Below are 6,978 nucleotides of genomic sequence, written 5' to 3' on the forward strand. Positions count from 1 at the left end.
GCCTCGCCGAGGGTCGGGTGGACGTGGATGACGCCGGCGACGTCTTCCAGCACCGCGCCCATCTCCAGCATCTGGGCGAAGCTGTTGGACATCTCTGCGACGTGCTGGCCGACGGCCTGGACGCCCAGCAGGCGGTGATCCGCCTTCGACGCCAGCACGCGGACGAAGCCGCCGTCCTCGCCGGCCTCGATGGCCAGGGCGCGGCCGATGGCGGCCAGGGGGAAGACGGCCTGAATGACGTCGTCGCGGCCTTCGACGTCCAGCGGGCCGAGGCCGGCGGAGACGATTTCGGGCTCGGTGAAACAGACGGCGGCGATGGTGACGGGATCGAAGCGGCGGTCATGGCCGGCGATGATCTCGGCCACGACCTCGCCCTGGGCCGAGCCCTTGTGGGCCAGCATGGGCTCGCCGGTCAGGTCGCCGACGGCCCAGACGTTCTTCATGCTGGTGGCGCAGCGGTCGTCGATCTTCACGAACGGGCCTGCCATGGCGACGCCCATGTTCTCCAGACCCCAGCCCTGGGTGCGGGGCTTGCGGCCGACGGTGACGAGGACCTTGTCGGCCTTGAGCTTGATCGCCGCGCCGTCCTTGGTGGTGACGTTGAGCTGGCCCTTTTCGAACGACCCGGCCCTGGCCCCGAGGTGCAGTTCGACGCCGTGCTTCTCCAGCCATTTCTGGACCGGATCGGTCAGGGCCTTGTCGTAGAGCGGCAGCAGGCGGTCGGCCATTTCGACGATGGCGACCTCGGCCCCCAGCTTGCGGAAGGCGATGCCCAGTTCGAGCCCGATATAGCCGCCGCCGACGACGACCAGCTTCTTCGGCACGGCCGGGAGCGACAGGGCCTCGGTCGAGGAGATGACGTCGCCGCCGAACTTCAGGAAGGGCAGCTCGACCGGCTCGGAGCCGGTGGCGAGGATGACGTGTTCGGCGCTGATGACGACGTCGCCCTCGGCGGTCTTCACGGTGCAGGTCTTGGCGTCCGAGAACTGGGCCCAGCCCTTGATGACCTTGACCTTCGACTTCTTCAGCAGGGCGGCGACGCCGTTGTTCAGCTTTTTGACGATGCCGTCCTTCCACGCCACCGTCTGCGACAGGTCGATGGCCGGTTTGGCCGCCGTGATGCCGAGCGTGCCTCCGTCGGCCGCTTTCGACACGGTCTCGAATTTCGAGGCGGCGTGGATGATGGCCTTGGAGGGGATGCAGCCGACGTTCAGGCAGGTGCCGCCCAGACCGTCGCCGCCGTCGACCAGCACGGTGTCGAGGCCCAGCTGGCCGCAACGGATGCCCGCGACATAGCCGCCGGTGCCGGCGCCGATAATCAGGACCTTGGTTTTGATCGCGTCAGCCATGGTTCTCAATTCATCCACAGCGTCGCGGGGTGCTCCAGCAGGCCCTTGATGCGCTGGACGAAGACGGCCGCGTCGTGGCCGTCGACGATGCGGTGATCGAAGCTGGAGGACAGGTTCATCATCTTGCGCACGACCATCTGGCCGTCCTTGACCACCACGCGTTCGGCGATCTTGTTGGGACCGACGATGGCGACCTCGGGGTGGTTGATGATGGGGGTGTGGGTGATGCCGCCCAGGGTCCCCAGCGAGGTGATGGTGATGGTCGAGCCCGACAGTTCGTCGCGTTTCGCCGAACCGTCCTTGGCGGCGCCCGAGACCCGGGCGATTTCCAGCGCCGTATCGTAGGGGTCGCGCGCCTCGGCGTTGCGGACCACCGGGACCATCAGGCCGTTCGGCGTCTGGGCGGCGATGCCCAGATGGACGGCGTTGTGCGTCGTCAGGACGCCGGCCTCGTCGTCATAGTGCGAGTTGATGGTCGGCTGGTCGCGCAGGGCCACGACGATGGCGCGGGCGATGAAGGGCAGGACGTTCAGCTTGGGCTGGTCCTTCTTCTTCGTCGCGTTCAGGTGGGCCCGGAGTTCCTCGAGCGCGGTGACGTCGATCTCTTCCACATAGGTGATGTGGGGGATGCGGCGGACGCTCTCGGCCATCTTCTCCGCGATCTTGCGGCGCAGGCCGATGATGCGGGTTTCAGTGGTTCCTTCGGCCCTGGCGTAGGACGAGCCGGTCGATGATCCGGACACGGACGATCCGCGGCCGCCAGAGGCGACATAGCCGTCGAGATCGGAATGCTCGATGCGGCCGGCGGGGCCGGAGCCGGGGACGAACTGGAGCTCGATCCCCAGGTCGCGGGCGCGGTTGCGCACGGCGGGCGAGGCCAGCGGGCGCTGGCCGGCGGCGCGGGTGGTGAAGGCTTCGGCGAGGGTTTTCGCCGGCGCCGTCGTCGAAGTCTTCGCAACCGTCTTCGGAGTCTCCGCTTTCGCAGGCGAAGGCGTATCCGAATTCTCCGGTACTTTTACGGCCGGCGCCGATGCCGCGACATTGCCCTTGCCCGCGACGTCGAAGCTGACAAGCGGTCCGCCCACGGCGAGTTGTTTGCCCGGTTCGCCATGCAGGGCGGCAACGGTTCCGGCGACGGGCGAGGTCAGTTCGACCGTGGCCTTGTCGGTCATGACCTCGGCGAGAAGCTGGTCCTCGGCGACCGTGTCGCCGACCTTGACGTGCCAGCCGACGAGCTCGGCCTCGGCCGTGCCTTCGCCCACGTCGGGCAGTTTGAAGACGTAGTTGCCCGGTGAGGACGGAGTCGCCCCCTCCGTCGCCTTCGGCGCCACCTCCCCACTGACGTGGGGAGGAGAGGCTGTGCGGGTCTCCTCCCCGTCCGCGCTTGCGGATGGGGAGGTGGCTCCGCGCTCTTGCGCGGAGACGGAGGGGGCGGCGCTGACGTCGGACGCATTCCCCGCGCCCTCGACCTCGAACTCCACCAGCGGCGAGCCGACGGCCAGCTGCTGGCCCGGTTCCCCATGGGCGGCCAGAACCTTGCCGGCGACCGGCGAGGTCAGTTCGACCGTGGCCTTGTCGGTCATGATGTCGGCGATGATCTGGTCCTCGGCGACCATGTCGCCGACCTTGACGTGCCAGGCGACCAGTTCGGCCTCGGCGGTGCCTTCGCCCACGTCGGGCAGTTTGAAGACGTAGCGGCCCATCTCAACGCCCTCCGGTCATGACGGCCTTCAGGGCCGTGGCGACCCGCTCGGGTCCCGGGAAATATTCCCACTCGAAGGCGTGCGGATAGGGGGTGTCCCAGCCGGTCACCCGCGCGATCGGCGCCTCGAGATGATAGAAGCAGCGCTCCTGCACCAGGGCCGACAGCTCGCCGCCGAAGCCCGAGGTCCTGGGGGCCTCGTGGACGATGACGCAGCGGCCGGTCTTCTTCACCGAGGCCTCGATGGTCTCGATATCCAGCGGCACGAGGGTGCGCAGGTCGATGACCTCGGCGTCGACGCCGGCATGCTCGGCGCCCGCGAGCGAGACCCAGACCATGGTGCCGTAGGCGAGGATGGTGACGTCGCCGCCCTCGCGCATGATGCGCGCCTTGCCGATCGGTTCGACGTATTTGCCGGTCGGGACCTGGGCCAGTTCCTGGGCCTTCCAGGGCGAGACCGGCTTCTGGTGCCAGCCGTCGAACGGGCCGTTGTACAGGCGTTTGGGCTCGAAGAAGATGACCGGATCGTCGTCCTCGATGGCCGCGGTCAGCAGGCCCTTGGCGTCGTAGGGGTTGGACGGGATGACGACCTTCAGGCCCGCGATATGGGTGAACAGGCTTTCGGGCGACTGGCTGTGCGTCTGGCCGCCGAAGATGCCGCCGCCGTAGGGCGAGCGCACGGTGATCGGGCTGGTGAACTGGCCGCCCGAGCGGTAGCGCAGCTTGGCCGCCTCGGAGACGATCTGGTCGTAGGCCGGATAGATGTAGTCGGCGAACTGGATCTCGACGACCGGGCGCAGGCCGTAGGCGCCCATGCCGATGGCGGCGGCGACGATGCCGCATTCGCTGATCGGGGCGTCGAAGCTGCGGGTCAGGCCGTGCTTCTTCTGCAGATGGTCGGTGACGCGGAAGACCCCGCCAAAGTACCCCGCGTCCTCGCCGAAGCTGAGAACGTTCGGGTCCTCGGTCATCTTGATGTCGATGGCCGAATTGAGGGCCTGGATCATGTTCATCGGCTGGACGCCGTCGGCCGGCGCCTCCGATTTCGGGGCGTGGTTCTGGTCGGCCATGTCCGGCTCGATGCCGTCCTGGCGGTCCGCGTCGGTGAAGGTGGTTTGCTCGCTCATGATCAGACCCCCACCTCGCGCCGCTGTTCGGTGATGCGCCAGTCCTCGGTCGCATAGACCTCCTCGAACATGGTCTTCACCGAGGGGCGCGACTGGCCCAGCGTGCCGATGGCCTCGGACTCCTTGCCGGCGGCGCGGACCTGTTCGACGGCGTCGGCCTCGGCGGCCGTCTGCTGCTCGTCCGACCATTCGCCGAGCGAAATCAGGTGCTGCTTCAGGCGGGCGATCGGGTCGCCCAGCGGCCATTTGTCGTGCTCGTCGGCCGGGCGGTAGCGGCTCGGATCGTCCGAGGTCGAGTGCGGGGCGCCGCGGTAGGTGAACAGCTCGATGACCGTCGCGCCCTGGTTGGAGCGGGCCCGCTCCTCGGCCCACTGGGTCGCGGCCCAGACGGCGAGGAAGTCGTTGCCGTCGACCCGCAGGGCCGGAAGGCCGTAGCCGATGGCCTTGGAGGCGAAGGTGGTCTCAAGCCCGCCGGCGATGCCCTGGAAGGAGCTGATGGCCCACTGGTTGTTGACGATGTTGAGGATGACCGGGGCGCGATAGACGGCGGCGAAGGTCAGGGCGTTGTGGAAGTCGCCCTCGGCCGTGGCGCCGTCGCCGATCCAGCTGATGGCGATCTTGTCGTCGCCCTTGTAGGCGCTGGCCATGGCCCAGCCGACGGCCTGCGGCACCTGGGTGCCGAGATTGCCGCTGATGGTGAAGAAGCCATAGTCCTTGGCCGAATACATGATCGGCAGCTGACGCCCCTTGATCGGGTCCGAAGCGTTTGAGTAGATCTGGTTCATCATCGTCGCGAGCGGATAGCCCCGCGCGATCAGCAGGCCCTGCTGGCGATAGGTCGGGAAGCCCATGTCCTCGCGCGAGAGGATCATGCCCTGGGCGACGGCGATGGCCTCCTCGCCCGTGCACTTCATATAGAAGCTGGTCTTGCCCTGACGGTGGGCGCGATGCATCCGGTCGTCGAAGGCGCGCGTCAGGATCATGGCCTTGAGGCCGCGCCGCATCGTCTCGGCGTCCAGCTTGGGGTTCCACGGGCCGACGGCCTTGCCGTCGTCGTCCAGCACGCGGATCAGCCGGAAGGCGTGGTCGCGCATGTCGAACGGCGTGGTCGAGACCTCGGGGCGCTCGACGACGCCCGCCGGGTCCATCAGCAGATGGCTGAAATCCGTGGGGTCGCCCGGCCGGCCCGAAGGCTCCGGCACGCGCAAAGACAAGGCTTGGCTATTGGGCTTCTTCATTCCGTCCTGCCGTCCGGTTGATCCGACCGCGTTTCCTGAGGCGCAATTAGCACGAGGCGCCAGACAAGGCTCGCTCGATTTCGACCTTGCCTTAGCCGGTTTAGCGGTATTTTATTGCGCGAGAACACAATCAGGAGAAACGCCTTGGCTGACGATCTGGATCCCGTCGACGCCCGAATTCTGGACATCCTGCAGCAGGACGCCGGATTGTCGGTGGCCGAGGTGGCGGATCGGGTCGGTCTGTCGGCCTCGCCGTGCTGGCGCCGGATCAAGCGGCTGGAGGATACGGGCTTCATCCGCAAGCGGGTGACCCTGCTGGACGCGACCAAGCTGGGCCTGGATTTCGAGGTCTATGCGATCGTCAAGCTGAGCCTGCCGTCGACCGAAAACCTCGACGCCTTCGAGGCCGCCGTGGCCCAGTGGCCCGAAGTGGTGCAGTGCGCCACCATCACCGGGCGCGAGGACTATGTGCTGCGGATCATCACCTCCGACATGCACGCCTTCGACCAGTTCCTGCGCCACAAGCTGCTGAGCCTGGGCATCGTCTCGGACTGCGAGAGCCACATCGTCACGCGCGGCGTGAAGAATGTGACCGCCCTGCCCCTTGGCATCGTGACCCCGCACGTCGGATAGTCCCGTTCGGGCGCGTGCCGCGCCGAGGGATTCGACATGATCGAGATGGTGATCGACGCCCGCCGCAAGGATCTGGGCGGGTTCGAGGTCGGACGGGTGCTGCCCTTCCACGCGCGCCGCATGGTCGGGCCCTTCATATTTCTGGACCAGATGGGGCCCGCGGAGTTCGCGCCGGGGTCGGAGGCGATCAACGTTCGCCCGCATCCGCACATCGGCCTGTCGACCCTGACCTATCTGTTCGAGGGCGAGATCATGCACCGGGACAACACCGGCGCGACCCAGGCCATCCGGCCGGGCGAGGTCAACTGGATGACCGCCGGCAAGGGCATCGTCCATTCCGAACGCACCGATCCGCTGAAGAAGAGCCAGGGCGGGCCGATGCACGGCATGCAGGCCTGGATCGCCCTGCCCGAGGAGTCCGAGGAGACCGATCCGCGCTTCCATCACCACGGCGAGGCGGACCAGCCCGCCTATGAGAACGGCGGCCTGTTCGCGCGGCTGGTGGCCGGCGAGGCCTATGGCGCCAAGGCGGCCGTGCCGGTGTCGTCGCCGCTGTTCTATGTCCACTGGGAACTGGCCGAGGGGGTGCGCACGGCGCCCCCGCCCGGCGCGGGCGCGGGCGGCTATTCCGAGCGGGCGCTGTATGTGGCCAGGGGCGAGATCGAGGTCGGCGACCGCGCCTTCCACGAGGGCCAGATGGTCATTCTGGAGCCGACCGCCGAGCCGACCATCAAGGCGCTGAAACCCTCGACCGTCATGGTCCTGGGCGGCGAGCCGGTCGGGCCGCGCATCATCTGGTGGAATTTCGTCCACTCGAAACAGGAGCGGATCGACCAGGCCAAGGCCGACTGGAAGGCCGGCCGCATGAGCCTGCCGAGCGAGGACTCGATCGAGTTCATCCCCCTGCCCGACGTGCCCTCGACGCCCGA

6 protein-coding genes are annotated in these 6,978 nt (G+C 67.7%); 2 read left to right on the top strand and 4 right to left on the bottom strand.

The genetic code is table 11. The annotated features are described in order from the left end of the window. From lpdA to V6M42_RS00285, 4 genes are all read right to left on the bottom strand, one after another. Positions 1-1,349, bottom strand: a 1,349-nt coding sequence (gene lpdA / locus V6M42_RS00270) for a dihydrolipoyl dehydrogenase (protein ID WP_332676365.1), incomplete at its 3' end; no start/stop codon positions are given. Between the two features lie 5 nt (positions 1,350-1,354). Beyond that, positions 1,355-3,052: a 2-oxo acid dehydrogenase subunit E2 gene (locus V6M42_RS00275; protein ID WP_332676367.1), complete on the bottom strand. Its 1,698-nt coding sequence runs from the start codon at positions 3,050-3,052 to the stop codon at positions 1,355-1,357. A gap of 1 nt (position 3,053) precedes the next feature. Further along, positions 3,054-4,178 (bottom strand): alpha-ketoacid dehydrogenase subunit beta, encoded by a 1,125-nt coding sequence (locus V6M42_RS00280; RefSeq protein WP_332676369.1) that lies wholly within the window; start codon positions 4,176-4,178, stop codon positions 3,054-3,056. A gap of 2 nt (positions 4,179-4,180) precedes the next feature. Then, entirely contained in the window at positions 4,181-5,392 is a 1,212-nt protein-coding gene (locus V6M42_RS00285) for a thiamine pyrophosphate-dependent enzyme (RefSeq protein ID WP_332676371.1), read from the bottom strand. Positions 5,393-5,560: 168 nt separating this feature from the next. Here V6M42_RS00285 and V6M42_RS00290 point away from each other — a divergent pair, with 168 nt between their 5' ends. Beyond that, positions 5,561-6,049: an Lrp/AsnC family transcriptional regulator gene (locus tag V6M42_RS00290; RefSeq protein WP_332659214.1), complete on the top strand. Its 489-nt coding sequence runs from the start codon at positions 5,561-5,563 to the stop codon at positions 6,047-6,049. 36 nt (positions 6,050-6,085) lie between these two features. Beyond that, positions 6,086-6,978, top strand: an 893-nt coding sequence (locus V6M42_RS00295) for a pirin family protein (RefSeq protein ID WP_332676373.1), incomplete at its 3' end; no start/stop codon positions are given.

This window comes from Brevundimonas sp. (genome assembly GCF_036677305.1).
Taxonomy (GTDB): Bacteria; Pseudomonadota; Alphaproteobacteria; order Caulobacterales; family Caulobacteraceae; genus Brevundimonas.

What these genes read in the sequence shown, in the direction of transcription:
- V6M42_RS00280 (WP_332676369.1), bottom strand. Translation starts at nt 4,178, where the DNA reads ATGAGCGAGCAAACCACCTTCACCGACGCGGACCGCCAGGACGGCATC.
- V6M42_RS00275 (WP_332676367.1), bottom strand. Translation starts at nt 3,052, where the DNA reads ATGGGCCGCTACGTCTTCAAACTGCCCGACGTGGGCGAAGGCACCGCC.